We start from the raw sequence: 25768 nt of genomic DNA, 5'->3' as shown, positions 1-25768 counted from the left end.
TCAGTTTAAGCATTAAAATCTTTTAATCCTGTTTTAATTCGGGCTTAACGTATTGTTTGCTATACTAGAAACAAGGAAGTAAATTGAAAGGAGAAACTACAATGAAAAAATCAATGTTAGCGGCAGTAACCCTCATCGCTTTCGCAGGCTTAAGCTTCGCGCAAGCCCCTGCGGCCGCCCCTGTGGCGGCCCCTGCGGCAGCCCCTAAGGTGGAAGCCCCCAAAGCGGTTAAGCCGGCGGTCAGGAAACATGTGCCCGCCCCGAAAGCTGAAATTATGATGGGCGAGATAACCGCGGTTGACACAGTGAAGAACGAAATCACCGTGAAAGACAAAAAGACTGCCGTAGAAAAGACCATCGGCGTTGATGTCAAGAAAATCGCCGGTTTCAAAGTCGGCGAAGAAGTTAAAGTAAAAACCCAGGGCGACAAAACCGACGTTAAGGTCATTAAGAAGCACGAAGGCAAGCATATGGGCAAGCATGAGGGGAAGAAACCCGAAGCTCCCGTAGCGCCCGCAGCGGCCGCAGCGGGAAAATAAGTCGTTCCCCGCAAATATATAAAAATACCGGCAGCCCAAACGGCTGCCGGTATTTTTATGCCCGAAAGTCGAGATTGCGGTTACTCCGGATCAAGAAGTAAGATGGACACCTTACTGAATTTTTCTGGCTGCGCGCGGTGAGCACGCAAAGGAAAGGGGCCGGCGTTTTTTAACGCCGGCCCCTTAGATTAAATGCCTTTTTAGCTGTTCATCCAGGTGATGAACTCGTCCCAGTTGGAATACTTCGCCCATTGGAGATCGGCGTAACCGTCGCCCTGGCCTGAAGAAGGCATGTATATTGATATGCCCTTTGCCGGACCGTAGTCAACAGGCCCGGACCAAAAGCCGCCGGCGGAATTATTCGTTCTGTTATACATCACCAACCCGCCGGTAATGAAGGACATCAGGGCTTTGCCTTTTTCGGCCACGGCGGGATTTTTGGTCCCCGCCACTACGTGACTGACGAAATCATAAAGGTCCTTATTCTCCGGTATGGCGAATCCCACGGCCGCATCCCTGGCGCTCTTGGCCAGATCCTTTTCCCCCGCCTGCGTAACGGCATAAGAAAAGTCATTGGTCAGGGTGAGCAGCTTGGGGATGGAAGCCGCCTTAAGGAAGCTCTGAGTGGAACCCTCTGAGCCGCCCTTGTAGTGATCGGAATAAGCGTCAACGGCGGTACGCGCCAGCTCCTCAGGGGTCATGGCCGGTTTGGCCGCAAGCGGGCCGAGGAAGGTATCGTAGGTGTAGCCGTCGCCGGGCTCCGTTTCCTCGGAACCGACTATGTATTTGACGTTGTCCTTCAACTCATAGACCACCTCAGCCATCTGCATGAGGCAGGCATCTGAACCGTAAAGGTCCACGCCGCCGATGTCTTTGAGTATCTGGCCCAGTTGGGGAGTGTTGATGTGGTTGTTGGTCTCATCATCGTAAGAGATGCCCTTTGAAATGGGCCGTCTAATGCCTTTCTCCCAGCCGGAGCCGTGATTCCAGACTATAAGCATGTATTTTTTCGCCGGGTATTTCTGCTTGGCCCATTTGCCGAAGTCTACAACGCTCTTATAATCGCCCATGTCCACCTTGCCCAGGTCCTGAACCACGGGCGAGGTCACTTTGGACAGGTCTTTATCTTTCTTTATCAGGAACCGTCTGGTTCCCTTCCAATCGCCGTCGGAAGTGTCATAGCCGTCCATGCGGCCGGCTTCCACCACTATATTAAGCTTGGCGGTGGAACCCACAACTTCCATTTCGTTCATGTCCTTTAAGGCGAACGGTTCCAGATTATTTTTGCCGTTCACAAAAACCATTATGGTCCACTCGGCGGGCTGTTTACCGAACAGCCAGTCCCATATTATGCCCTTCTCGGGCGAGGCCGGAGAGATGGACGGAACTTCAACGGCGCCCAATTCCTCTTTGAGATTAACCTGCGCGCCGCCGTCAAAACCTATTTCCGCTGAAGCGAGCGAGCCCAGCATGGACAGGGTTACGGCGGATAAGGCGAATTTTTTAAACATTTTTTCCTCCTTGCAAAACATTGCGATACTTATCGAAAGCGGACGATATATAGTTTATCACTACGGTCAAAAAGCAACAAGAGGCAAAAGGCCCAGTTCGGCCCCGACGAAAAGCCCATATCAGATAAGCCCTAAAGGCGCTGTGGCAGGGCGTAAGAGCGCCGCTCCCGTCATAAGCCGTAACTTTTAGCCGCAATTATTGCCATAGGCCATAAGGGCGCCACCGCCGCCATAAGCCGTAAGCCGTGCGGCTGTTCCAGCCGCGCCGTAAGCCATACGCCATAAGCTATATGCTTTCAAGGAATTCCTTAAGGCCTATGGCATATGGCGTATAGCCTATGGCAATCTTTCCGCTTACGGCCTAAAGCGTACGGCGTTTTATGCATTTACTCTTACGGCAAAAAAGAAGGGCCGGCTGTCGCCAGCCGGCCCTTTTGAATTCCACAAACCCGTTATTTTACGGCTTCTGATACCAGCCAATGAACTGACTCCAGTTGGAATACTTGGCCCAGGCAAGGTCGGTATAACCGGCCTCGGGAGCGGACGGCGGCAGGTAAATGGCCATACCGTGGGAATCGGAGTAGTTCCCGGTTGTCCTGTTGGCCAGCACCATGCCGGTTATGTAGGACATGAGCGCGTTGCCCTTGGCTTTAACATCCGCTGACTTGGTTCCCGCCACTACGAGCTGGGCGAAGTGATAGAGATCCTTGTTCTCCGGATAAGCGTAGCTCTGGGCCGAGCTCATGGCGCTTTTCACAACGCTCTTATCCCCCGCCTGGGTTATGGCGTAGGAGAAAGCGTTCACCGCGTTAAGCATTCCGGGGATGCTGGTGGATTTTATATAGCTCTGCGTGGAACCCTCGCCGCTGGCCTTGTAATGGTCCGCATACGCGTTCACCGCGGTCTTCGCAAGTTCGTCCGCGGTCATGGCCGGCTTGGCCGCCAAGGGACCGAGGAAGGTATTATAAGTGTACCCATCGCCGGGCTCGGTCTCTTCCGAACCTACAATGTACTGCGCGTAATCCTTTATCTCGTAGACCACTTCCGCCATCTGCATAAGGCAGGCATCCGAACCATATATATCCACTCCGCCTATGCCTTTGAGTATGGCGGCCATCTGCGGGGTATTGATGTGATTGCCGGTCTCGTCATCGTAAGAAATGCCTTTATTATTGGTATTGACGGATTTTATCCAGCCCGCGCCGTGATTCCATATTATGAGCATGTAGTGATTGGCGGGATAGGTCTTCTTGGCCCAATTGCCGAAATCTATCACGCTGTTGTAATTACCCATGTCCACCTTGCCCATATCCTGTACCACCGGGGAGGTCACGTTGTTGGTGTCTTTATCTTTCTTTATAAGGTAGCGTCTGGTGCCGGTCCAGTTTCCTACCGTGGTATACTCGCCCATGCGGCCGGCTTCCACCACTATATTGAGTTTGGCTGAAGAGCCGACCTGCTCCATTTCATTCATGTCCTTGAGGGCGAACGGCTCCAGATTGTTTTTGCCGTTCACAAAAACCATTATAGTCCATTCAGCGGGTCCCTTCGGCGCCGGTGCTCCGAAAAACCAGTCCCATATTGCGCCTTTGTCCTGCGGCGCACTCGGAGGCGTAACCTCTGTATTCGCCAGTTCTTCCTTAATATTGATGCCCGTGCCTTTGTCAAAATCGACTTCCGCCGATACTAGGGAAGCGAACAGTGACACGGCCAGCACCGACAGCGATATTTTGCGTATCATGGATTCCTCCGTGGTGGTGTTAAGTTTGTTCCGCATGTATATAGTTTAACCCTGCCATTGATCTTTAACAAGGGACCTAAGACCCAGAAGCGGAGTTACCCAAAGGGCCTAGACTGCCATAAGCCATATGCTTTAGGCCATAAGCTTTTAGGGAGTTCCTTACAAGCCTATGGCATATGGCTTAAAGCGTATGGCGGTTCTGCTTATGGCTTATGGCAATAGCCGTATCTAAAGTTTGCGGCTATAACAAAAGAAGGGCCGGCTGTTAAGCCGGCCCTTCCGTCAGCGTGCTGCGCGCTTATTTAGTGTACCAGTTGATGAACTCGTCCCACTGCGAGGCCTTGGCCCATGCCAGATCGTTGTAGGCCGAATTCGGGGAGTCGGGCAGGTATATGGCTAAACCGTGTGAGTCGGCGTATGTGCTGTTCACGCGGTTGTGAAGGATCAGCTTGCCTGTCAGGTAGTCCTGAAGGGCCTTCGCCGCGGCCTTCACATTCGCGTTCTGGGAAGAAGCGCTGTAGAGGCTCAGGAAGTGCCACAGGTCCTTGTTTTCCGCGTAGGCGTAAGACTGCGCGCTGCCCATGGCGGTCTTGATCAGGGGTTTCTCGTTGGCTGCGATGGCGGCGGCAACGAAGTCGTTGATCACGGGAACAAGGCCGTTCATGGCGGAAGCCAGCACAAGGCTCTGAGTGTGGTCCTGGGTGCCGTAATGATCGCTGTAGGCGTCCACGGCCAGCTTGCCGAGTTCCGCACCGAGCATGGTGGGTTTGGCGACGAGGGGCCCGAGCAGCATGTTATAGGTATAACCGTCGCCGGGTTCGGTCTCTTCGGAACCCACTATATAATCCACATAGTCCTTTATTTCATAGTTTACTTCAGGCATCTGCATCAGGCAGGCATCCGAGCCGTACACATCGATTTTGCCGATGCCCTTCAGAGCCATTCCCAGCTGGGGGGTGTTGATGTGGTTGCCGGTCTCATCGTCGTAGGAAATACCCTTGACCTCCAGGCCGCGGGACTTGATCCAGCCAGCGCCGTGGTTCCAGACTACCAGCATGTAGCGCTTGGCCGGGTAGTTCTTCTTGGCCCAGGTGGCGAAGTCTATCAGGTGCTTGTAGTCACCCATATCCACCTTGCCCAGGTCCTGCACCACGGGAGAGGCGATTTTGCTCATGTTGGCATCTTTCACCACTAGATAACGGCGGGAACCGACCCAGTTGCCGTCCGAGCTGTCGTAGCCGCTCATGCGGCCCAGTTCGGTCACCACGTTCACCTTGTCGGTGGAGCCTATCATCTCCATCTCGTTCATGTCCATCAACCCGTATTTTTCCAGGTTGTTCTTGGCGTTGATGAAGACCATTATGGTCCATTCTTTATCCACTTTGCCGGAATGCGCTTTTACATCCACCGGTGCGGCCACAGGCACGCTCAACTCGAGATCGGCTATTTCCTGCTGAAGGGTTGTTTTCTTGGGGGTGTCGAAATTTATTTCGGCTGACACCAGGGGTGAAACTATGGCTATCATGGCGAATACTGCGACTAATTTCTTAAACATTACTACCTCCCATGCGGTTTTTAGTGTGGAAGCCTTTAAGGCTGGCAGGCGCTTGAAAGCTTACCATACTAGTTTGAAAGTATTATTGATTGCAATCAAGGCCAAAAGGCCTATGTCTGTTTGGGCCGACAGGCCTATTGCTTTTTGGGCCCAAAGGCCCATAGACATGTCAATAGCCCATTGGGAGAAGCCCCATGCCGCCGCCAAAACGACTTTTTATATATTTTATAGCAGGATTTAATTTTAGACTAAAGGGCACATTGCATGGGCCTATTGGCCATTGGGAGCGAACTCAACAAAGCAGGCCGTTTTCTGCCGCTATTCGCTATTCCCGATTCCCTATTCGCCGCCTTGATAGTTTTCCGCCCCTGTTCGCTAGCCCCCATTCGCTATTCGCCGCCTTGATAGTTTTCCACCCCTATTCGCTAGCCCCCATTCGCTATTCGCCGCCTTGATAGTTTTCCACCCCTATTCGCTAGCCCCCATTCGCTATTCGCCGCCTTGATAGTTTTCCACCCCTATTCGCTAGCCCCTATTCGCTAGCCCCCATTCGCTATTCGCCGCCCTTATAGTATTTGCGTGAATGCGGACAGTGTCTTTGAATTTTTTAGCGTAGCCGCCGCTTAAAACCACCGCCACCGGCAGCCCGCGCCTTAAACATTCCCTGAAAACGAAAGCGTCCCTTTTTTTGATCCCCTCCATGGTAAGTTTGAGTCCGCCAAGCAGGTCGCCGGCGTAAACATCGGCCCCCGCCACGTAGAAGGCCAGATCGGCCCTGGCTTTTTTGAGCGCGGCCGGCAGGTTCTTTTTTAACAGGCCCAGGTAAGCGCCGTCACCCGTGCCGGGCCGGAGCTCGATGTCCAGGGAACTTTTTTCCTTTTTTTCCGGATAGATGTCCCTGTTATGCATTGAAAATGTAAAGACCCTTTTGTCCTTTTCAAAGATGGAAGCCGTGCCGTTGCCCTGGTGAGCGTCCAGGTCTACAATTACGGCGCGGCGGATTTTTTCTGTTTTGAGCAGTTTTTTAACCGCCACCGCGATATCGTTCAGCAGACAGAAGCCCTCTCCGTGATCCGCGAACGCGTGGTGGGCGCCCCCGCCGCAATTAACGCCAAGGCCGTCCGAAAGGGCTATTTCCGCCGCTTTTACGGTGCCCCCCACGTTCATCAAATGTGCCAGAACCACTTCAGGGGTTATCTCAAGTTCGGCGCGAGCGCTGTCTTTCGCGGTAAAACTAAAACTGAGATTTTTATCCACCCACGGCGCGCTGTGGGCGAGCCTAAGGTCTTCCCGCGAAGGCTCCGGCGCTTCCACAATATCCCCGCGGCTTATTATCTTTTCCCTGAGCAGCGTTTTCAGCGCCCCCTCGAATTTATCCGCGCGGAACACATGATCATGATTATTTACCGTGTATTTTTTTGAAAAAACAATTTTCATACATATTTACAGGAACAGCATAGGAAGCAGGAAGGCGGCGCAAAGCAAGGCGGTCGCATAGGCGAACAGGTCGCCGTGTCGGACATAAAAACTTTCGACCGGAACGGCGGCAAGCCGCACCTCGACGTCCAATACCCCCGCGCTGTTAAGCCCAAGGCTGCTTTGGATCCTGCCCCATGGATCTATATACGCCGAAATGCCGTTGTTCGCGGCCCGGATGACCGGGCGGCGGGTTTCCACCGCCCTGAAGATATTTACAAGCAAATGCTGATAGGGGGCGGCGGTGTCCAGATACCAGCCGTCGTTCGTTATATTGACAAAAATTTCAGCTCCCTTTGAGGCATCCTCCCTGAAAAGGAAAGGGAAAATGGATTCATAGCAGATAACTCCGGCTATCTTCACGCTTTTGCTTTTTTGCCGACCGACTTCCATGAGCGGCTGCGAGAAGCTGCCCGGCAGAAATTCCCCAAGCGCGGCCACCGGTTTTATGTAGCTGCCCAGAAAATCCCTGAACGGCACATATTCGCCGAAGGGCACCAGCACCCGTTTGTAATATTCCGCCGTTATGGTCCCCGATGAATCCACCAGAAAAGCCGCCACTCGGCTGCCGTCGCCGCGCGAAACCGAACCCACAAAATTGGCTGTCTGTTTTTCAACAGCGATATCCGACACCCAGGCGCCGTAGTGTTTATTTTCTATCCAGCCGGGCAGGGCGTTTTCCGGCCATACGATAAGGTCGGTTTTTTCTATTCCTTTTATCAGGCCGTTTATTTTAGCCTCAATTGCGGCCGCCTGGCTGGCGTCCCACTTGGCGTAAAGATCTATGGCGGGTTGAAGCAGACTGGCGTTGAGCGGCGCTTTAAAGGCAATGGACTCCGCTTTTTTAAGTTCTCCGGCGCCGTAAAACCATAAACCGGCCAGTAGCGCAAGGGCCGGCGAAAATTGAATCATGGCTTTAATAGGTTTTTCCTTTTTGTGGATAAGCGCGCCCGCGAGCGCACCGCTCAAAGCTACGGCAAAGCTGAGCCCGTAAAGCCCGGTAACGGAAACTATCTGTATAATTTTCGTGTATTGCCACTGAGTATAGGCAAGCGTAAACCACGGGAACCACACCGCCTTATAGTTTACGGTAATTTTGGCCCATTCCATCGCGGCCCACGCGGCGGAGAACACATAAGGGAAAACACCGGGGCCGGCCTTTTTAAGATAAAAGCCAAAACCGGAAACCAGCAGGAATTCAAGCGAGAGCAGCGCGGCAAGCAGCGCCAGCCCCAGCGCCGAAACCGCCGGCCCGACCTGGCCCGCGCGCATAGTGGGATATATCCAGTAAAGCAGCCCGAGATAAAAAAAGAAGCCGGAAAAAAATCCGCGCAAAAGCGCCGCTTTCAGGGTTTTGGCCGACAGCAGCGAATAAACCAGCGGAGCGAGCGCCAGCCACGCCAACCAGCCCTGGTTAAACTTAGGATAACTCAGGATAAGAAGCAGGGAGGTGGATAAAGGGAGCGAACAGCGAATAGCAAGAGAGCGAATAGTGGCAACCGAAAAAAAATTACTATTGGCTTCTTTGCTATTCGCCATTTGCTATTCGCTATTCGCTGTAGCTACGCTCCGTGGCATTTTTTGTACTTCTTCCCGGAACCGCAGGGACAGGGGTCGTTGCGGCCTGTTTTAGAGTTAATGAATTTATTCTGCGGTTTTTTCTCGGCCGGGGGCTGAGCGCCTGCCTGGCCCTGCGGCTCGGCGGCAACGGGCCGGGGAACCACCTTCGGCGGCAATTGTATGCGGAAAATATATTCCACCATCTCATCGCGCACGCGCCCCAGCATGTTCTCGAACAGAGAATATGACTCTTTCTGGTATTCGATCAGGGGGTCTTTCTGCCCGTAGGCGCGCAGACCTACTCCCTTTTTAAGATGGTCCAGGTCATAAAGATGATTTTTCCAGATATGATCTATTATCTGCAAAAGCAGTATTCTCTGCATCTCGCCGAAATTCACTTCGCGCTGGGCGAATTCCTCGGTTCTGCGCTGATACGCCTCAAGGGCGCGTTTTTCTATGTCCGCCTGCGCGGCCGCCAGCGTTAGCCCCCGCAGCTCGTCCTCGCTGTAGGCAAGCGCGAAGCCGAACACTTTTTTAAGGTAGACATTCAGCATTTCGATGTTCCACAGGGCCGCGGCCTGCCCCTCGGAAGCGTTTTGGTTAAGCCGTTCCACGGCGGCTTCGTTTATCATGCTTTTTACGCGCTCGGTAACATCCAAACCGTCAAGCACCACATTGCGCAGTTCGTAAACCGCCAGGCGCTGCTTGTTCATAACATTATCGTAGTCCAGCAGCTGCTTTCTGGAGTCGAAATTCATGCCCTCAACGCGCTTTTGCGCGCCTTCTATCTGGCGGCTGACCAGCATGGATTCTATCACCTCGCCCTCTTCCATGCCCAGCTTTTCCATTATGGCGGAAATGCGCTCCGAGCCGAAAAGGCGCATCAGCTCGTCTTCAAGCGACACATAAAACACCGAACTGCCCGGGTCGCCCTGTCGGGCGCAGCGGCCGCGCAGCTGGTTGTCTATACGGCGCGATTCATGGCGCTCGGTGCCCATCACATGCAGACCGCCCGCCGCCACGACTAGTTTCTGGTTTTCCTCTTCCGCCGGAGTTCCCCCCAGAACTATATCGGTGCCGCGCCCCGCCATGTTGGTGGCTATGGTCACCTGGCTCCTGCGGCCCGCCTGGGCTATTATCTGGGCCTCCATTTCATGGTATTTGGCGTTTAAAACCTGGTGCGGTATGCCCTTGGCGCGCAGCATAGCTGAATACTTTTCGGATTTTTCTATAGAGCGGGTGCCCACAAGCATGGGCTGTCCCTTGCGCCAGCGTTCTTCTATTTCCGCTACTACGGCGTTGTTTTTCTCGCGCTCGGTGCGGTAAATGCGGTCGGCGGAGTCCGCGCGCACGCAGGGGCGGTTGGGCGGTATTTCCACCACATCCAGCTTATATATTTCCCAAAACTCGTCGGCCTCGGTCATGGCCGTGCCGGTCATGCCGGAAAGCTTCGCGTAAAGCTTGAAATAATTCTGGAAGGTGATGGTGGCTAGGGTCTGGTTCTCCTCTTTTATGCGGAGAGTTTCCTTGGCCTCTATGGCCTGGTGCAGGCCGTCGGACCAGCGGCGCCCGGGCATAAGACGGCCGGTGAATTCGTCCACTATGACTATTTCGCCGTCCTTGACCACGTACTCAACATCTTTCCTGAACAGATGGTGAGCCCTCAGGCCCTGCGTAAGGTGGTGCGCCCATTCGGAGCCCACATCATCGTAAATATTGCCGACGCTCAAAATTTTCTCGGCTTTGGCCACTCCTTCTTCCGTAAGCGTGACATTGTGGCTTTTCTCGTCCACCAGGGCGTCATAGCCCTTGCCAAGGTCGGTGCCTTCGCGCTTGGACTCTATTTCCTCTTTCTCGGTGACGAAACGCGGCGTTAAAAGCGGTATGACGCGGTTGACTATGTAGTACTTGTCTGTGGATTCCTCGGCGGGGCCCGAGATGATGAGCGGGGTGCGGGCCTCGTCCACTAAAATAGAGTCCACTTCGTCCACTACCGCGTAATTGCGCGAGCGCATAACGCGTTCCGACTTGTCCATCACCATGTTATCGCGCAGGTAATCAAAGCCTATTTCGTTGTTGGTGACGTAGGTGATGTCGCAGTTGTACATTTGCCTGCGCTCTTCGTTATTCATGTCGTGCTGTATGAAGCCGACCGTGAGCCCCAGAAATTCGTGTACTGGGCCCATCCACAGGGAGTCCCTCTTGGCCAGGTAATCATTGACGGTAACCACATGCACGCCCTTGCCGGACAGGGCGTTCAGGTACGTGGGCAGCGTGGCCACCAACGTTTTACCTTCGCCGGTGCGCATCTCGGCTATCTTTCCGCGGTGCAGCACTATGCCGCCTATAAGCTGCACGTCGTAAGGACGCATTTTAAGGGTGCGCTTGGCAGATTCCCTTACGCAGGCGAAAGCCTCGGGCAGAATGTCGTTCTCGGTTTCGCCCTTGGCCAGCCGTTCCTTGAATTCCGCGGTTTTAAGACGCAGTCCGCCGTCCGAAAGCCTGGAAATTTCGTCCTCTAAAGCGTTTATCTGCTCCACCAGCGGGTGGATTTTTTGCAGGGCGCGTTCGCTCCTGGAACCTATAATTGCCTCAACAAGTTTTTTCAGCATAGTATCACTATTAAACAAATTTATGGGGGCTTTATAAAGCCGCTGCTGCCTGAAACTCCGATGCGCGGTTAATTATAGGCGATAGTTTTTATATAATACACTGTAGGAAAGGCGAAAATGGAAAAGCATATAAAGTGCAGTAAATGCCCGATAGAGGGAGTTTATATCCTGGACCCCAAAATCCACACCGATCAGCGCGGGTCTTTGATGAAAGTTTTTAATTATGATGACTTCTCCGCTCACGGACTTGAAACAGGGTTTAAAGAAAGTTTTTTTTCCGTTTCCGCTAAAAATGTCGTCCGCGGGATGCATTTCCAAACCCCGCCTTTCGCCTATACCAAGCTGGTTTATGTCACACATGGGGCCATACTGGACGTGCTTCTGGATTTAAGGCGTTCAAGCCCCACTTATGGCAAATATTTCAGCCTGGAGCTGACTTGGCGCAACAGCAAAATAATATACCTGCCAAGAGGATTGGCGCATGGCTTCCTCTCTCTTGAAGACCATTCCTGCGTGGTGTATATGCAGACCAGCACCCACGCGCCCGACCATGACGCGGGCGTCAGGTGGGATTCTTTCGGTTTTGACTGGGGAATAAAAGACCCGGTGCTTTCCCCGCGTGACGCGGCTTTCCCGGCTTTTGACGGATTTGCCTCCCCTTTCTGAATCATAAATCCGCTTAGGTAAACCTTATGCGAGCTACTTTGATCTTTCCCGGCATCGTTCTGAGCGGCTGGGGAAGTTTTGGGCAAGGCGGGATAAGCGAAAATTTCGTGCCGTACGGGCTGGCTTATATTTCCGCTTACGCTAAAAAAGAAGGGCATGATATAGACCTGCTGGATTTCCGCAAACTCAGCGGCTGGGATAATTTCGAATCGGAGGTGAAAAAAAGATCGCCCGGAGTTTTCGGGATCTCCGTAATGAGCATCGATTTTCCCTCCGCCGTTGAGGCCGCCTCAAGGATAAAGGCCGTGGACAGTTCTTCTATAGTCATTATCGGCGGCGTTCACCCCACGGTGGCGTTAGAGGAGGTGCGCGAATTACGGCAGATCGATCATATAATCACAAGAGAGGGGGAAATAAGCTTTTCCCGGCTTTTGTCTAAAATAGAAAAAGGAGAACCGCGGGAAAAGGTTATAGAAGGGATTCCGGCGGATATAGGGACCATTCCTTATCCGGACAGGGATATCTTTGACTATGAGAACGGAGAGGCCTCCAACCCCTGGATGCCGTTCATGGAAAAGCCTTTTGTGTCCATAATAGCGGGCAGAGGGTGCCCCTTCAACTGCTCTTTCTGTCAGCCGGCCGAGCGCATGATATTCGGCGGAAGAGCGAAAATAAGGACGGTACCCGATATTATCGGCGAACTTGAATATTTAAGGGAAAGATATAAATTCAACAGCCTGCTCATCCATGACGACCTTTTCACGGTGAACAGCCATCATGTCCTTGAGTTCTGCAGGGCTTACAGGGAGGAAGGCTTGCCACAGTCTTTTGCCTGCCAGGCCAGGGCCGATTTTATAGTGAAGAACGAGGCTGCCGTGAAAGAAATGGCTGAGACCGGGCTTAAATGCTTTCTGATAGGTTTCGAAAGCGGAAGCCAGAGGATACTGGACCTGCTGAAAAAGGGGACAACCGTCGCCCAGAACATTGCGGCTGCGGAGATCTGTAAAAAATACGGCGTAAGTATTTTCGCTAATTTCATGCTCGGCATACCGGGGGAAACGGCCGGAGAAGTAAAAGAAACGGTCAGGCTTATACGGGAAATACGACCCGCCTACCCGAGTCTGGCGTTCTTCACTCCGTATCCGGGCACCGAACTGGGCGATTACTGCGCGAAGAACGGGCTGTTGCTTAAAAAAGCGGGCGCTTTTTATAACAGGTCCTCCAGCGCGGAAGGCAAGCTGAAAGGTATTGATTATACTTTTCTCAAAGCTGCGGCGGAAAGGGCGCAGGATTATGACAGGAAGTCTTTATATCCCTCGTACCCTGGCGAATCGGCCGGAGCCGCCGGCTCTCACGGGTTTGCCAGCAGAGTCTGGAAAAAATTCAGGACCCAAACTACCGGCGCGTTCGCGAAAAAAGTTTTTCAGTATCTGCGCTGGCGCTGGCTTTATCTAAGATACGGCCTGTATTGACCGCGGGATTGAGAGGTTTTCCGGAGCTATGGACCCAGGACTGAAAATAAGCATAATAATCCCGACCCTTAACCGTGCGGGCTTTTTGAAAGAGGCTGTGGACTCGGCGTTGGCCCAGACATATCCCGGCCTTGAAGTTATAGTGGCCGACAACGCTTCCGCCGATAACACTCCGGCGGTTGCGGCCGGCTATATCAATAACCCCAGATTCAGGTATTTCAGGAACGATTCAAATATAGGCATGGTGCCCAATTGGCGGAAGGCCCTGTTGGAATATTCTTCCGGGGACTGGTTCTTAATACTTTCCGACGATGATTTTCTGATCGACCCTGATTACATAAAAGACGCGGTGGCGCTGATACGCGAATTCCCCGAAGTGGTGCTGGTGTATGCCAATGGATACAAAAAAACGGCGGACGGGGATTTCGCGCTGGATCTGCCTTTTGACAGGGTACAAAGCGGAAAAAAGATATTTTTAACGCGCAACAATCTCGGTCAGCAGGACTTTATGCTTTGCAATGTGCTTTTCAATAAGACGCTTGCCTTGAAGCTGAAGGCTTTTTCCAACGATCACAATATCGCCTGCGATTCCGAGCTTTTTTTGAAGATGTGCCTGACCGGAGATGTCGGTTTCATAAAAAAAGCCGTTTCCGTCTACAGGGCTCACGAGAACAATCTGATTTACAACTACAGCCGGGACCCCGATATCCTGCTTAATCATGCCGACTGGTTTGCCAGGCCCTATGAGATGGCCGCTGAAAGCGGTTTTTTTACGGCGCCGGAGCTGGCGGCCTGGCGGAAAAGAGTGGTTCTTACCGAGGCCGGGAACATCTATAAGCGCATTCTGATCTATCACAAGAGCGCTTTTTTCCGGCTGACGAGGATCTTGATCAAAAAAAGCGGTATTTCTCCGGCGGAGTTCGCACATATAAATCTCGCGATCCTGTCGCATTGGCGGTCGAAACTGTTCGCCATGCTCCGTTCCCCCTTTGCGCGCGCTGGCGGATAAGACTTTTATGAATATAGGGATCATACCTTTTGACTCCGACCCGGCGCATGTGATGCACAAATGGCGCTACGACATTTTAACAAGAAATCTGCCGGAGTTCGGGCATACGGCGGAATATTGGAATGAAAACAAAAAATATGACGCCGTGATAATCCCGATCACCCTCCGCAACGAACGGACGTTCAACAGCCTTTGTGCCGCGGGGATTCCGCTTATAGGCGACAGCGTGGACGATGTTCTCTCCTTCCCCTATTCCAACTATCTCCTGGCGGGCAGGGTTTACTATCGCCTCAAGTTTGATATTATTGAAAGCCGGTTCCGCCGCCTAGGCAAAATGATAGAAAAATGCAGTCGTATTGTTGTCGGAAGCTCCGCGCTGCAGCGCAAATTCACGAAATTGAACAAGAATTCCGCAATTATTACCGATGCGATTACGGAGGACATCCTGTCGTTCCGGGCAGGCTGCGAACAGGAAAAACCGTGCCGGATCGCGTGGTTCGGAAATGTGGCCAGCCTCCATGGATTCAAGGCCATGGGCCGAACGCTTGACATGCTGGCGGAGGAAGGCGGATACGAGCTCGTCCTCATAACCTCCGATTACACCCAGGGCCGCTACCTTGGAAAGCAACCGCGAAGCGCTAAAGATTTTATCCGCGGACAGAGGATTTCATGCCGCCTGGTCAATTGGGATTACACGGCCTTCCTGACGGAAACCGCGAAATGCCATATAGGGATAGTGCCGGTGGACTGCGACAGCCCCTTTATCATGGCAAAACCGGCGGGAAGAGCCCTGCTGATGATGGGCATGGGGCTTCCGGTAGTGACCGGCCCGGTGGAGTCCCACGTTGAGGCGATACGGGAGGGAGTGACCGGCTTTATCGCACGCAGTCCCTTGGACTGGGTGCGGGCGATAAGGCAGTTGGGCGCGTCGGCCGAATTAAGGAAGAGCGTGGGCCTGAACGCGGCGCGTTATGTTAAGGAGAATTTTTCGGAAAAAATATTTACGAGCAGATATCTGAAAATTATTAACAGCCTGTGACTTTTACAATACGCCGGCCCTGACCGGCCAGCCAGGCGTTCAAGGACCGAGCTTTCATATGAACCTGAAACAGAATGTAAAGGAACTAGCCATAAAAGCCGGGGTGAACCGTGCCATAGTTTTTGCGGTGTTTACTTACAGCTGGTCCATCCTGGCCGGTCCCCTAAGCGTTTTCCTGATAATAACCTTTCTGACGCCTTCAGAACAGGGCTATTATTACACGTTTTACGGCGTTCTTGCTCTGGCGAACATGCTGGAACTTGGAGCCGGGTCCGTATTTCAGCTTATGGCGGGGCATATCTGGGCGAAACTGGGCCTGGACGATAAAAACGGCATTATCGGCGATGACGATGAAAAATGCAAGCTGGCGGAGATATTGCGCATAGCGTATAAATGGTTCTTCTGGGCGGGGACAGCGGCATTCTCTTCGGTAGCGATAGGCGGGATATTTTTTTTCAACTCCAAGGCCCTGACCCCGGCCGGAGTAAATTCAGCCTGGCTCGCTTTTTGTCTTGCCGGGTTCCTGAATTTTTTTGTGACCCCGGCGCTTTACATCCTTGACGGCTGCGGCCAATTGCATGCCACCAGCAAATACCGGCTTATGCAGGCGGCGGTAAGCAGCATGGTTACCTGGACGGCTATTTTGTGCGGCGTCGGGCTATGGGCTCCGGCTGCCGCTTCAGCGGCCTCATTTGCGCTTATCGTTTCAATTCTGCTCGCTAAGTACGGGAAATTTTTCGCCGCGCTCCTGCGAATGAAAACCAGGGGGCTTATAGACTGGAAAACGAGGATCTGGCCGCTGCAGTGGCGGCTCGCCGTCAGTGTGTCGTCCGGCTATTTCACGATGTCGTTTGTCACCCCGGTATTGTTTTATTTCTGCGGCCCTGTTGTGGCCGGACAAATGGGCGTGGCCGGCACAATAACGACCGCCCTGATCAATATTCCTCTTAATTGGGTGCGGTGCAGGATACCCGAGTTCAGCTGGCTTATAGCAAAAAGACAATTCGCGGAGTTAAACGGGTTATTCCGGAGAGCATTCAGGCAAATGGCATTGGTCGCTTTGACGCTCCTGCTGCCTGTGGTAATTTTACTGGCTGGGCTTCATTATATTCATCATCCCTGGGTCCTAAGGCTACCGGCGACGCTTCCGCTGGGCCTGTTTATGTTGGCGGCATTGTTCCAACTTCCCGTGGCCGCGATGGCCTGTTACCTCAGGGCGTACCGTCACGAACCCTACATGCATCTTAATTTGGGTATAGGCTTGGCCTACGCGGCTTTGGTCCCCTTAACGGCCAAGTATTCCGGATTTTCCGCGGTAGCCGCTTCGTCGGCGCTGATATCGCTGGCCGCCGCTTTGCCGGCGGCCAACATCTTCTTTAAAAAACGCGCCAAATGGCAGAAGGAATGATCTGCCCGGCTGAATTCAGCCGGCGGCGGAAAATGCAAGAACGGTGTACCCATAACCGGCTGGAGCGATCGTGTTTGACCGGGTGTTTAATTGTATGGTGACGCGCCGGGAATAAAAAAGCCGCTAAGCAAGTTGCATAAGTGTTTGAGGAGTTAATGCCGGTAATTTTTTCATCAGCGGTAAGCAGTTCGGCGGCAAAGACCGGAACCCGAGTAAGATCGCGGGAGAACGTAATGGCAGAATTCAATTGTTATGTTTGCGGCTCCGACAAAGTCGGATTCCTTAAGAATGTAGATGTGTTTGCCGCTTATAGATGCCGCAATTGCGGGTTAATATGGATCGGTGACGTGAAAAAAGAGAAATTGGAAAATTTTTATAACGAGAAATACTATAACAACAGCACTAAAATTGGATACCAGAATTATCTGGCGGACGAAATCAATCACAGGGCGAATGCGGTTAATTTACTGGAAACCGTAAGCAAAACAATAAAACTGAAAGGATTAAAAATCCTGGATGTTGGCTGCGCGCACGGTTTCCTGCTCGATGAGGCGCGCAAGAGAGAATGCGAAGTTTTCGGGGTGGAATTGAGCAAATGCGCATATGAATATGCGAAAAACAAATTAAAATTAAACGTGTTTAACTCTGAATTGAATTATGACTTGTTTGCGGCCGACTATTTTGATGTGGTGTTTTTGGTGGGCACCATAGAGCATTTGCGGGACCCCGATGCGGTAATTGACAAAATCAAGAGGATTATCAAGAAAAACGGTTTATTAGTCATCACAACAATAAACACCGGCGGGTTGTTGCCGCTTTTTTCGATAAAACCGCCGGAGCATTTATTTTATTTCAACAAAGAAAATCTTTTATTCATGTTGGGCAAATACGGCTTTAAAGAAACATATAGCTCAGCCCACTACAGCAATTACTTTCTTTATGACATATTCCACCGGTTAAAAGAATTCACGTCGCTGAATATTTTTCAGATCGGTTCCGGTTTTTTTAAAAAAAATCATCCACGCCTGCGGTTTAAAATCCCCACTAATGAGATGTTATTGATAGTGAAGAAGTCGTGAACAGCATTGGCCGTGCCGGCGGCGCGGTCAGGTAATCTGAAAGGGGAGCATACAACCGGCAGGAAGCGCCGCTTTCGCGCTATTTTAGCGGCGGCGGCTTTGCCGCGGCTTCGCCAGTGTTTGGTTCCCGGCCGCGAAACAGGGCCAGCCGGTGCTCCCTCAAAAAGGCAACCCGGTCACGGATATTGCCAGGCGCATATATCCTAGCTTTAATCCGCTCTTCATTATAGTCCCCGGCCAGCAAGGCATTCCCGATGCTCGTCAGTTCATCCTTACTCACTTTTCCCCAAAACCACTTTTGCTTTGTCACGCTTATTTGCAGCGCAAAAAAACCAATCAAGCAAACATATTGCAGGACTTTGTTTCGCGCAATATTTGACAAAAGTCCGGAATACACCTGCATAAATGATTGCGCAGCGATCGGAGTCAACACAATTAGAGCAATCCATAAAAGATTTGACTGTGTGACATAGCGTGGCGCCGTTGCCTGGGCAATGCCAAACCCCACCCTTCCAATAGTTACAAGAATCGCGCTGGCAATGCTAAAAAAAGCCAATGCGAACCAGGGAAAGAGCTGCAATAAAGCCACCGGATTTTTTTGCGTCGCCATGTATGCATGATACGCCACAAAAATGGAAGCCGTGAGGCAAAATAAACCAAAAAAGCCGATAAGTGCGGCAAATCTCTCAAAGGGCAAAAGAGGACTGCCTAAAAAAACAAAGAAATATCCGGCGGCCTGCAACGGATGATGCACGGCTAACAGAAGCGAAGGGCGCTGGGGTGGCTTTTGAAAGTTCCATAGATAACTTGCCGCTACCAGGCCGGAAATTGCGCACCATGCTGTAAGGGCGGCCTTTTTCCTGCTAAGCGGGCGCACACACAAAATCAGGAATCCGATGATCCAAAAAAGCAGGCCGTTGGCATACGAGTAGGTCGCAATTATGCCGGCCGCTATGGCGAATAAAAACTTTTTCAAGTCGAATGTCGGCGAGGAAAGAAAAATAACTCCTGCGATAGAAGATAAAATGCATAAAAACGGGCCTATTTGCGCGCAGAACCAATTATCGCTCTGCGCCACAGAGAAAACAAAGACCGACACAAAAAAATATATTGCGCTGGCTTGCACCTTGAAGAATATTTCCATTTTTCTTATCTGGTAGAAAAGAATCGTGCAGACAAGAATGCCCATGAACAAATTGGCTGCGACTTCACAGTAAAGATTCCAATGGGTGATTGCCGCCATGAGCACCACAATCAGCCTAGGAAAGAAAACCCGATGGTCAGCGTACTGAGTAATAAAATCCCGCAATGTTAAACTGCCGGCATACCATTTTTCCAGCAACGGAACCAGCGCCCATTGGTCCGAAACCGGCAAATTCGAAGTGGTGGATATAAGAAAAACGCACAGGACTATAAAAGGGACAGAGGCCAAAATCACATAGCGATATTTTCCCATTGTACGCTCCTTTCCCCCCGGTCAGATAACCGCGATGTAAGCACTTATTTCATAATATCTCGCCGGTTCTTCCCAGCAGCAGCTTTTTCATAAATATAAGTATCTGCGCCATATATAAGACGGTGGGTTTTCCGAGATAATAGCGGTCCCCCCGGTTAATTACCTGTGAGTTGTTTATCAGCCGGCGAAACCGTACGGCTAAAATGGTTTTTGCGTTGTATTTTGAAAGCAGCTCCTTTTCGGAAAGCCCCTGCGGCATTGCGTCATTGATTTCACGCAGTATCCTTATTCTTCGCGCTGTTTCACCAAGGTTTATGAAATGGAAATAGCAGTAACTTAAAACGCCGTAGGTAATAACCCCCGTCAACATTTCCGCTGATAAACCATTTCGCAACGTATAGACACCCAATCCCGCTAAAAACCCCACATAAACCGATTTAAGCAGGGATTTGCTGATGCGGCATATTAATATCTGCGTTATGCAGTTAGCAGCAAGCGCCAGAACGGGTGAAAGTGCCTGCAGCATTGTCATTTAGCCGCCCTTCCCCAGCCCAAGGATTTTGCGGTAGAGTATAAAAATTTCAGCAAATATTTTTCCTTTTGCGGTTAAAATATATCTTTCTTCTCTTATAAATACCATTTTGTCGATTATTAAGTCCCTAAGGCGCGGTTTTACAAGGATATCGTTGTTAAGCATATTAAAAAATTCTTCTGTTTGTATGCCTTTTTCTCTGGCATCAGCTATTATTTTCATCATAACCAGAGTGGGGCTATCAGCCTCTATGCCGGAGTAGGTTATCATGTAGGCCAAAACAAAAGAGGCTACATATAAAGCCACGGAGATATATTCAGCGGGAGTATCAGGCGCCTTAACGCCCAAAATAGTCAGGAAGGGGAAAATAACAAAAACCGCAAGTGATGCCGCAAGCCCGGAAAACATAATAATAAGAATAGTCTTGGTCTGGCGAGCAGGCAATTTTACTTTCCATGCCAGAAAATGAAGCAGGAAAAAGGAAAAGAATATCAGGTTCCCCCATAAAAGAGTTTTCATTATTTATATTTTAGGGCAACGCTTTTTTATCACATAGTCCACCACCGAGTGGCAGAATGCCGAATGGGCGGTCTCCACCACCCCGTAAACCGAGGATGCGACGTAGAAATTCAGTCTTCCCATTGAGCGCAGCGGATTGTCCGGCGCGAAGCCGGAAAAAGTCACCAGCACGCAGCCCTTCTTAAGCGCGGCCCCGCAGGCCTTTAGGATGTTGGGGGATCTGCCGGAGCTGCTTATCGCGACGAACACGTCTCCCTTTTCGGCGTAACTCTCCGTGGGCGCCGAGAAGACGCTCTCGTATCCAAGGTCGTTGGAAAGACAGGTCAGCAGGGAAGGCTCGTTGAAACAGAGCGTTTTCACCCCGCCGTTTTTCCACAGGTCGGCAGCCATATGCCCCGCGATGGAGGCGCTGCCGCCGTTGCCTATATAGATGACCTTCCCGGAATTGGCTGCACATTTAACGACCTCTTCGTAAAAACAGGATATCCCTTCTCCCAGCGGCATTTTTTCCCCTCCCTCCGTGCACTGGCCGTTTTTCAGCCCATCCCAGATTGAATCAAGAAACACGTCCGCAAAGTTTTTCATATTCTCCCCGTTTGCCTACCGCCTCATATAAAATTCAAATTCAGGCCCCCCGCCGCTTAAGGGTTTGGGAATCCTCGGTATAGGAAACAGCGGCGTGCTTTTTTAAATACTGGTCTTTCACAAGCCGCGAGTATCCCTTTATCACCTGCAGCAAAGATGGAAAACTCACTGCCTTAGAAACACCACTCTTCCTCAGGCCCAGGCGATACGGAACCTCGGCAAAAAGGTAGCCGCCTTTAACCAGGCGTATAAGAATATCCGTCTGGAAAAAGAAGCCGGTGCTCCTGCACGGAAGTTCCTTAAGTATGGATTTCCGGTAAAGCACAGTGCCGTTGGTATAATTGAAATACACCAGGAAGGTGGTGTTGATGATAAAGCGGTAGGCGAGGGAAAGGGCGTTACGGAACAGCGAGCGCACCTCTTTGTTGTAGAGGAAAGGGATGACCACGTCCACGTGCTCCAACAGGCGGTAATAGCGGAAAATCTCCCAGGGGTCGTTCTCGTTGTCTCCCGGAAGCAGAACTACCACATCACCAGAGGCTTTGTCCACACCGTCCCAGAAAGAAGCCCCTATGCCCTGCGGCGTCTTGTGGTCCAGCAGGAGCACCCGCTTGTTCGCGGCTGCAGCCTTACACATAAACGCCGGGGTATCATCGGTACTGCCATCGTTTATAACTATCAACTCTCCGTTTATCCCCGTGCTGTCAAATGCGGCAAGGGTGTTTGTGATCGCCGCCTCTATATTTTTGGCCTCGTTAAGAGCCGGCATCAACACCGAAATTTTCATACCTTTATCTACCATCATCGCCCCCCTCGCAGTTTATGGCATCAGAACCGGCTTCTTTGAATAAAACCACAATAATCCTTTCATCCGCAGTAACGGGGCTGGCCGTGGGATATCCCAGCTGAACCATGTCCGCAAAATCACCACATAAAAACCGACAGAGACGTTCTAAAATTTCAGATTCCGTTTCAATTCTTCCCTGTCCAGAAGCGGCGCCAGATCTTCCAGGGGTTTTCCAAACACCAGCTTGGGCAGGAGCGGCTCATTGTTTTTCAATTTGATAGAGCAAAACACCGGTTTTTTCGACGCTAAAACACGCCGTATTTTCCCGGCCATTTTCCTGTGATCTTTAATTTCAACGGTTTCATAACCGTATGCCTGCGCAATCTTAACGAGATCGGGGAAACCCAGCGAACTACTGTCCGAAGCCACAAAACGCGACTCCAGCCAGGTGGCCTGGGTTTGCTTCATGATGCCGTATTCCCCGTTGTTAATGACGAATATTTTTATGGGGAGCTTATTGAAAAGCACGGTTTCCAGCTCCTGAATATTCATATTCAACCCACCGTCTCCGGTAATGCATACCACCTGTTTATCAGGCGCGGCGAATTGAGCGCCGATACTTGCGGGCAACGCATAACCCATAGGAGAGTGATTGAAGGCGCTGAACAGCAATTGCGGTCGCAGGATCTGATATGCCTGCATTGTCCAGATTAACGTCCCGCCCGCGTCCGTAATAATAATATCGCCAGTTCCGGTCACCTTTGACAACTCGGTCATGAAAACATACGGATTTACGCTTTCTTCCCGTTTGTAGTATTCAGGGTCGCATACGGGATAGCGTTTTCTCCATTGCTGTATCCTGGCCTTCCATTTTGAGATGTCCCCGGTTTCTATAGCGGCTGATTCCAGTTTCTTTAAAAACATCCTAAGATCGGCATGCACCGCAAGGTCAAGGTCTACCCCGTTATTTTTGTCGAGCTCACCGGCATCAATGTCAATCATTATTTTTTTTGCTTTTGGGGCAAATGTGGAAGGTTTACCCCCTGTTTCATGGGTATCCATCCGTGAGCCAAAACTAACAATAAGATCCGCCGTCTGTACCGCGAAGTTGCCATACCTGCTTGACGATATACCGAAATTTCCCACAAGGTCCGGATCGTCTTCAAGGAATATGTCCTTTGCCGCCCAGGTAGCCGCAAACGGTATTCCCCACTTGCGCAGCAGCGACTTCATCAGGACTTCTGTTTTACTTATTTTTACCCCACCGCCTACAATAATTAACGGACGCTCGGCGGCCTTGATCATTTCCCGCAGCCGGCCGATCGCTTTCCAGTAATCGGTATTGTCCAGTGTTTTTTCCGGAACAAACGATTCCAGTTTGTCCGGGTCGATATCCACTCTTTGCAGGTCGTCAGGCAGATCAAGGATAACCGGCCCGGGCCGCCCTTCTTTCGCCATATAAACAAGTTTTTCAAGCTCATAGCGGATCCGTTTTGCGTCAATCACAAGCACCGCATACTTAGTGAACGTTTCCGTTATTTTTACCACATCCATCTCCTGGAAACCAAGCTGCCTGACGCTGCGGTTCCCCCTCAAATGATCCACCGGGGGTGCTCCGGCTATAAAAAGCACCGGGATAGAATTATAATAAGCGCAGGCTATCCCCTGCAGCAGGTTGATCACGCCTGGGCCGCTTGTGGCTATTGCTACTCCCAGGTTTCCGCTTACGCGCGAATACGCTTCGGCGGCTATTGCGGCGCCCTGCTCATTTTCGCACGGAATTATTTTTACCCCGGGATGCCTGTCGATGCTGTCGAGCAGATGCACAACTACCCCGCCGTTGCCTACGAACACATGCTTTACTTCTTTCGATAAAAATTCTGCGACGTAATCTGTTAATTTCACTGGGGCTCCTGCTTTTATATAAAATTCACATGCTGCGGGACGGCGCCCTCCGGCTTTTTCAATTCAATCAGCCCTTTTTTATAACTATCCAGGACCTCATTGCTTTTATGCTGGAGGCAGAGGCACGCGCACATACTTTTTGCGTCAAACCTCTCCGAGGCCAATTCCGCCATAACTTCCCAATAGCGATCACTGAAAACTATGTCTTTAAACCGTGATTCAACAAAATTCCCTATGTGATATTTTTTGTATTTTTCATTAAACAGACCGCCGCAGGGCGCGACAAGGCCGGAACCGGATATCTGCAAATGGAAAGGGGGACCGTAGCAGCGGGAATAATCTCTTTTTCCTTCCGCTTCTATCTTTGACCATTTCACTTGGACTAAGTATTCTTCATTTGAGAATTTTTCAGCTTCCTTAAGGTTAGCATACATTTTCTTATAACCACCATAATCTATCCCGAATGAACCGGCCTCATCATCCGAACAATGTTTTATAACCAGGTAGTCCGGTTGCAATTGTTCTCCCAGTTTGGCAAGCGGCACTATCTGATCTTCATATTCCGGCATCAGAACCATCTGCATGCCAATTGTAACATCAAGCTTTTCCGCTTTTTTTATTTCCATCGCGTCCCGGATATTCTGTATCACCTGGTGATACCACGCCTCGGGCACACCATGTATCTGCGCATAGCGTTCTGGCTCGGCCGCTGTAATATTAAAACGCAAATAGGTTAGCGCGGGGAGAATTTTTTTAAGAATATTCTTTCGCAGAAGATACCCATTTGACCCCATGGCCATCGATATCCCCTTTTGACGGCCATAAATGATGCTGTCGGAGCAAATCGGATTCATTGTGCTCTCACCGTCACTGACGAGACTGATACCCCTCACGCCCATTTTACTGCAATCGTCCAGAAAATTCCGCATTACATTCATTGTTATAGGATACCGCTTATTTTCCTGCAACTGGCTAAAACAATATTCACATTTATAATTACAACTCCTGGTCAGGGCCATATCTATGGTGATCGGCGCAAACCGTTTACCGTTTCTCCATGCCTCCAGCCTGTCCTGATGCCATAGTATCTTTGACCCATCCAGTATAAGTTTCCCTTTAGCGTCCATAACGGGGATATCCTTAAATACCGCTTACCCTTCTCATATGGCCGGAAAACCCAAAACTATCCGGCACGCGGCAGCCGTCATATAAAGCTGGCATGCTCCACGGGGTTTTTCAGCTGCCACAGGTAGCGGTTAATCTCGTCCATGCGGCAGTTCACGCGGCAGACCGTTGCGTCCATCCTGCGCACGTACTCCAGGGACTTTCGGCGCTTCCCGCCTTCCCATATCTGTTTGAAGGTCTTTTCGTTTATGTTGCCGTAGCGGAATTTCTCGTTGCCCAGGAACATGCTGCAGCCCCAGACATTGCCGCCTGCGTCTATGTATGACCAGAAAGGCAGCGCCAGGCAGCGGTTGTAGGGCCGGCAACCCTCGTCCCATTTCCGCATGGTGTTCAGCCTGAAGATCACGGAGAAGCCCGGGCGGTTAACTTTTTCCAGGTCAGCCGCCAGCCTCTCGTAATCGGCGTAGCGGATCTTCCTGTACTTATCCGTTATGCTCTGCGGGTGCTGGGAATAGGGCTTTATTACCAGGTAATTCATGCCGGCGTCCCTGGCCTTCCGGGCCAACTCCCCGGCCTCGTGGGCGTTCTCGGGCAGCAGCACCATTTGCATACCCAGCGCGCAGGCATAGCCCTTCTTTTTTTTCAGCGCGGCCGCGTAGCCCATGTTGGCGAAAACTGTCCTGAAGTCCGCCGGGCTGCACCGGTGTATCTGCGCGTAGGTCACCGGGTTTCCGCCGTTTATGCTCACCTTTATCCAGGAGGTGGTCGGCAGCACCCTGTCGATTATGGCGGGCTTCATCAGCGTCGCGTTGGTGGTAAAAGAGGTGTCTATGCCGCACTTGTTGGCGTGCACGGAGATCTCGGCCATGTCCGGGTGCAGGAAAGGTTCCCCCTCCCCGGCGAACATCACGCTCTTCAGACCCAGGCCCGCCATTTCTTTCAGGCGGGTTTTCAGTATCTTGGTATCCAGGAAGCGCGGTCTGTACTCCATAAAGTCCAAAGCGCAGTAGGTGCAGCGGTGGTTGCAGGCGCCGGACGGGGAGATCTCGGAGTAAATGGGGTAGATGTCCTTATGTTTCAGCCAGTCGCTTACGCGTTCCGGGTGGAAAATAAGCTTGTGCGTGTCTATGCGGTATTTATCCATAACCTGTGTTGGCGCCGTATCAAGGGCTATGCCCATCAGACAGCCATA

The 25768-nt window shown here is 51.3% G+C and carries 21 protein-coding genes; 7 read left to right on the top strand and 14 right to left on the bottom strand.

Features of this window, described 5'->3' with window-relative positions; translation table 11 throughout:
• Positions 1-101: 101 nt before the first annotated feature.
• Positions 102-539: a hypothetical protein gene (locus tag NTX59_05205; GenBank protein ID MCX5785065.1), complete on the top strand. Its 438-nt coding sequence runs from the start codon at positions 102-104 to the stop codon at positions 537-539.
• 200 nt (positions 540-739) lie between these two features.
• On the opposite strand, the gene NTX59_05200 is transcribed toward NTX59_05205, so the two are convergent.
• The 6 genes from NTX59_05200 to secA form a co-directional block, all read right to left on the bottom strand.
• Positions 740-2050, bottom strand: a complete 1311-nt coding sequence (locus NTX59_05200) for a clostripain-related cysteine peptidase (protein MCX5785064.1) — start codon at positions 2048-2050, stop codon at positions 740-742.
• Positions 2051-2507: 457 nt separating this feature from the next.
• Entirely contained in the window at positions 2508-3827 is a 1320-nt protein-coding gene (locus NTX59_05195) for a clostripain-related cysteine peptidase (GenBank protein MCX5785063.1), read from the bottom strand.
• 262 nt (positions 3828-4089) lie between these two features.
• The gene (locus NTX59_05190; GenBank protein MCX5785062.1) at positions 4090-5346 is read right to left on the bottom strand and encodes a clostripain-related cysteine peptidase; all 1257 of its coding nucleotides are present in this window, start codon (positions 5344-5346) and stop codon (positions 4090-4092) included.
• A gap of 525 nt (positions 5347-5871) precedes the next feature.
• Entirely contained in the window at positions 5872-6783 is a 912-nt protein-coding gene (locus NTX59_05185; GenBank protein ID MCX5785061.1) for a histone deacetylase, read from the bottom strand.
• A 6-nt stretch (positions 6784-6789) separates the two neighbouring features.
• Positions 6790-8361: an apolipoprotein N-acyltransferase gene (lnt, locus tag NTX59_05180; GenBank protein MCX5785060.1), complete on the bottom strand. Its 1572-nt coding sequence runs from the start codon at positions 8359-8361 to the stop codon at positions 6790-6792.
• 23 nt (positions 8362-8384) lie between these two features.
• Positions 8385-10994: a preprotein translocase subunit SecA gene (gene secA / locus NTX59_05175; protein ID MCX5785059.1), complete on the bottom strand. Its 2610-nt coding sequence runs from the start codon at positions 10992-10994 to the stop codon at positions 8385-8387.
• Between the two features lie 117 nt (positions 10995-11111).
• Between secA and NTX59_05170 the strand changes: the two genes are divergently transcribed.
• From NTX59_05170 to NTX59_05145, 6 genes are all read left to right on the top strand, one after another.
• Positions 11112-11660 (top strand): dTDP-4-dehydrorhamnose 3,5-epimerase family protein, encoded by a 549-nt coding sequence (locus tag NTX59_05170; GenBank protein MCX5785058.1) that lies wholly within the window; start codon positions 11112-11114, stop codon positions 11658-11660.
• Positions 11661-11686: 26 nt separating this feature from the next.
• The gene (locus tag NTX59_05165; GenBank protein ID MCX5785057.1) at positions 11687-13132 is read left to right on the top strand and encodes a radical SAM protein; all 1446 of its coding nucleotides are present in this window, start codon (positions 11687-11689) and stop codon (positions 13130-13132) included.
• Positions 13133-13160: 28 nt separating this feature from the next.
• Positions 13161-14141: a glycosyltransferase family 2 protein gene (locus tag NTX59_05160; GenBank protein MCX5785056.1), complete on the top strand. Its 981-nt coding sequence runs from the start codon at positions 13161-13163 to the stop codon at positions 14139-14141.
• 7 nt (positions 14142-14148) lie between these two features.
• The gene (locus NTX59_05155; protein ID MCX5785055.1) at positions 14149-15180 is read left to right on the top strand and encodes a glycosyltransferase; all 1032 of its coding nucleotides are present in this window, start codon (positions 14149-14151) and stop codon (positions 15178-15180) included.
• Between the two features lie 58 nt (positions 15181-15238).
• Positions 15239-16588: a hypothetical protein gene (locus NTX59_05150; protein MCX5785054.1), complete on the top strand. Its 1350-nt coding sequence runs from the start codon at positions 15239-15241 to the stop codon at positions 16586-16588.
• Positions 16589-16821: 233 nt separating this feature from the next.
• A complete protein-coding gene (locus tag NTX59_05145; GenBank protein ID MCX5785053.1) occupies positions 16822-17667 on the top strand; it encodes a class I SAM-dependent methyltransferase in 846 nt (281 codons plus the stop codon).
• 79 nt (positions 17668-17746) lie between these two features.
• Here NTX59_05145 and NTX59_05140 read toward each other — a convergent pair whose 3' ends face one another.
• The 8 genes from NTX59_05140 to NTX59_05105 form a co-directional block, all read right to left on the bottom strand.
• A complete protein-coding gene (locus NTX59_05140) occupies positions 17747-19123 on the bottom strand; it encodes a hypothetical protein (protein MCX5785052.1) in 1377 nt (458 codons plus the stop codon).
• Between the two features lie 49 nt (positions 19124-19172).
• Positions 19173-19655, bottom strand: coding sequence for a hypothetical protein (locus NTX59_05135; GenBank protein MCX5785051.1), 483 nt, complete (start codon positions 19653-19655; stop codon positions 19173-19175).
• Positions 19656-20174, bottom strand: coding sequence for a hypothetical protein (locus NTX59_05130; GenBank protein ID MCX5785050.1), 519 nt, complete (start codon positions 20172-20174; stop codon positions 19656-19658). It lies immediately after the preceding gene.
• 3 nt (positions 20175-20177) lie between these two features.
• The gene (locus NTX59_05125) at positions 20178-20759 is read right to left on the bottom strand and encodes an SIS domain-containing protein (GenBank protein ID MCX5785049.1); all 582 of its coding nucleotides are present in this window, start codon (positions 20757-20759) and stop codon (positions 20178-20180) included.
• 40 nt (positions 20760-20799) lie between these two features.
• Positions 20800-21564, bottom strand: coding sequence for a glycosyltransferase family 2 protein (locus NTX59_05120; protein ID MCX5785048.1), 765 nt, complete (start codon positions 21562-21564; stop codon positions 20800-20802).
• A gap of 147 nt (positions 21565-21711) precedes the next feature.
• Positions 21712-23451, bottom strand: coding sequence for a thiamine pyrophosphate-binding protein (locus NTX59_05115; protein ID MCX5785047.1), 1740 nt, complete (start codon positions 23449-23451; stop codon positions 21712-21714).
• A gap of 14 nt (positions 23452-23465) precedes the next feature.
• Positions 23466-24578 carry a radical SAM protein gene (locus NTX59_05110; protein MCX5785046.1) on the bottom strand — a complete coding sequence of 371 codons (1113 nt, stop codon included), beginning with the start codon at positions 24576-24578 and terminating at the stop codon, positions 23466-23468.
• Positions 24579-24655: 77 nt separating this feature from the next.
• The gene (locus NTX59_05105; protein ID MCX5785045.1) at positions 24656-25756 is read right to left on the bottom strand and encodes a radical SAM protein; all 1101 of its coding nucleotides are present in this window, start codon (positions 25754-25756) and stop codon (positions 24656-24658) included.
• Between the last annotated feature and the right edge of the window lie 12 nt (positions 25757-25768).

The organism is Elusimicrobiota bacterium, from assembly GCA_026388155.1.
GTDB lineage: Bacteria > Elusimicrobiota > Elusimicrobia > Elusimicrobiales > UBA9959 > UBA9634.
This window is presented reverse-complemented; position numbering and strand designations above follow the sequence as displayed.